Below are 3,137 nucleotides of genomic sequence, written 5' to 3'. Positions count from 1 at the left end.
CTGCCCCCTGCCTTATCCCAACAATAATTATTTACGCCAACCTACTTATAAGTGGGTATTGACCACTCAAAAGGAATCGCATAAAAAAACCCCTAGCATTTCTACTAGGGGTGATAAATAATACCATTTCACTTGATGTTTGTCTGAGATGACCCTGTTTGTGCCTCTGCTCTACGCAAGAGGCTGGAGTGTTTCTCAAATATTACAGGAAAAAGCGATCGGGTATAAAATTAGCCAACATTTGCCAAGAGCAATTCTCGTTTTTCTGATTTTTGTACTCTCACTTGAGAGTCATCATCAACATCGATAAGCGCTGTGTCTCCATCTGTAATTTCACCAGACAGCATTGCTTCGGCGAGAGAATCTTCTAGAAGGCGCATAATTGCCCGACGTAATGGTCTAGCGCCATAGCTGGGGTTATAACCTTCTTGTACCACAAGCTCTTTGAAGCGATCGCTAACTTCTAAGATAATTCCCTTTTCTGTCAAGCGATTAGCAACATCGCGGAGCATAATTTCAGCGATTTGCTTAACTTCATCCTTAGAAAGCTGGGTGAAGACGATAATCTCATCAAGACGGTTGAGGAACTCAGGACGGAAGTAAGCTTTCAATTCCTCATTTACCAAGGTGCGGATGCGGTTATAACTAGCGTCGGCTTGAGTGTCGAAGTCAAAACCTAAACCACTACCACCTTTTTCAATCACCTTGGAACCGATGTTGGAAGTCAAAATGATCAGCGTGTTCTTGAAGTCCACTTTCCGACCTTTGGCATCGGTAAGATGACCGTCATCCAAGAGTTGCAGCAGCATATTGAATACATCGGGGTGTGCTTTTTCGATTTCGTCGAATAGCAGCACTGAGTATGGTTTCCGGCGCACAGCTTCTGTAAGTTGTCCGCCTTCGTCGTATCCGACATAACCAGGAGGCGAACCAATTAACTTAGCGACGGTGTGGCTTTCCATGTATTCGGACATATCTAGCCGAATCATCGAGTCTTCCGCGCCGAAGAAGTAGGAAGCTAATGCCTTCGCCAATTCTGTTTTACCAACTCCAGTCGGACCAGAGAAGATAAAGCTAGCAATAGGACGATTGGGATTTTTCAAGCCGACACGGGCGCGACGGATACCGCGAGCTACAGCCGTGACTGCTTGCTCTTGTCCAATGAGCCGCTGATGCAGAGTGTCTTCTAGGTGCAGGAGCAACTCTGACTCAGATTCAGTGAGCTTGTTAACTGGTACGCCAGTCCAAGAGGCAACGATTTGGGCGATGTCTTCTTCGTCAACGACAGTCGAGTTGACAGGTTGCTCGTTTGATGTATACGTTGATTGCAGTTGTTCTGCGAGTTTTAACTCTTGGTCGCGCAGTTGTGTAGCTTTGTCAAAATCTTGGACTCTGACTGCTGCTTCTTTTTCTTTGGTAACGCCAGCGAGTTCGCGCTTGAGTTCTTTATTGGGAGAACTTTGGGAGTTCCGCAGACGAACGCGAGAACCAGCTTCATCAATCAAGTCTATTGCCTTATCGGGCAAGAAGCGATCGCTAATATAGCGGTCTGATAATTCTGCTGCTGCGACAAGTGCCGCGTCAGAAATTGTGACTTTGTGGTGCTGTTCGTAAGCGCCGCGCAAGCCGTAGAGAATTTGTACGGTTTCCTCTACTGAGGGTTCCCCAACCATAATCGGTTGGAAACGACGCTCTAGGGCGGCATCACGCTCAATATGCTTACGATACTCATCAAGGGTAGTTGCACCAACGCACTGAAGTTCGCCCCGTGCTAAGGCAGGTTTGAGAATGTTGGCTGCATCCAAACCACCTTCTGTACCACCAGCGCCAACCAAGGTATGAATCTCATCAATTACCAGGATGATATTGCCCACAGTGCGGACTTCTTCCACGACTTTTTTGATGCGTTCTTCAAAATCGCCACGGAAGCGAGTTCCAGCTACCAATGACCCCATATCGAGGCTGATAACTTGTTTATCTTGCAAACTTTCAGGAACATCCTGGTTGATAATCCGTTGAGCTAAACCTTCAGCGATCGCAGTTTTACCAACTCCTGGTTCTCCAATCAACACCGGGTTATTCTTAGTGCGGCGACCAAGAATTTGGATCGCCCGCTCAATTTCCTTTTGGCGACCAACTACGGGGTCAAGTCTGCCTTCTTGGGCTAATTTGGTCAAATTTCTGCCAAACTCTTCCATTGTTAGCGGTTGGGTGCGCTTTTGACTACCACTACCAGCAAAAGCTGGTGCATTTTCACCCAAACGGCGAACTATGGCACTGCGGACACTCTTGAAGTCAACCCCTAGATTTTGTAGTACTTTGGCGGCGACACCTTCACCAGCCTCGGTTAATCCTAAGAGTAAGTGTTCAGTGTTAATGTAATTCTGTCCTAGACTATGAGCTTCTTTAAACGATTGCTCGAAGAGGCTTTTCACCTTAGGAGTAAAAGGAATTTCTGGTGGTACAAAGCCAGAACCCCTACCAATAATTTTTTCTACCTCGCGACGTGCGTCTTTGAGGGTAACGCCTAACTCGGCCAGCACTTTAGCAGCAACCCCAGTTCCTTCTCCCATCAAACCCAGGAGAATTTGTTCAGTTCCTACAAAATTGTGTCCCAGGCGACGTGCTTCCTCCTGAGCTAACATAATTACTCTAATGGCTTCGGAAGTGAAGTGTTCAAACATAATGGGTTCTTGCTCCCTCGCTGCTTGGACTTTGGGTGAGATAAAATTCACCCTCATCTAAAGTTTTTTGTATTTTCTTAAGGACTAATGTAACTTTATTTAAAGTTAAGTGGCAGTGTTGAGAGCCGTAAGACATCAGGTGTACTTGCCGTCTAATAGGAGTGCTGAGTGCTGAGTTAAGAGTACAGACGCGATTAATCGCGTCTGTACAAGAGTTGCAAAGTTGACAGTTAAACTTTCGGTATTTGACAATTTTCTTTTGTCTGTCCTATTTTCCCCTGTCAGCTAAACTTAAAACTCAGGACTTAGCACTCTCAACTCAGGACTGACAATGACTGAAGCAACGGCCGGTAAAGACCAACAACATCCACTTTATAACCGCGATCGCCCCCTTATTGATATTTTACTCGCTCAAGAGGCGACAGACTATAACTTAGCAGAATTGGCTAGACT

At 46.0% G+C, this 3,137-nt stretch carries 2 protein-coding genes; one reads left to right on the top strand and one right to left on the bottom strand.

Translation table 11 applies throughout. The features are described from left to right. Positions 1–230: 230 nt before the first annotated feature. Entirely contained in the window at positions 231–2,684 is a 2,454-nt protein-coding gene (locus V7K41_RS31980) for an ATP-dependent Clp protease ATP-binding subunit (RefSeq protein ID WP_334854521.1), read from the bottom strand. Positions 2,685–3,015: 331 nt separating this feature from the next. On the opposite strand from V7K41_RS31980, the gene V7K41_RS31975 reads away from it, so the two are divergent. Next, positions 3,016–3,137: DUF3288 family protein (locus V7K41_RS31975; protein WP_334854520.1), on the top strand; the 122-nt coding region annotated here is incomplete at its 3' end.

The sequence above is a fragment of the Nostoc sp. genome (assembly GCF_036917415.1).
Taxonomy (GTDB): Bacteria; Cyanobacteriota; Cyanobacteriia; order Cyanobacteriales; family Nostocaceae; genus Nostoc.
This window is presented reverse-complemented; position numbering and strand designations above follow the sequence as displayed.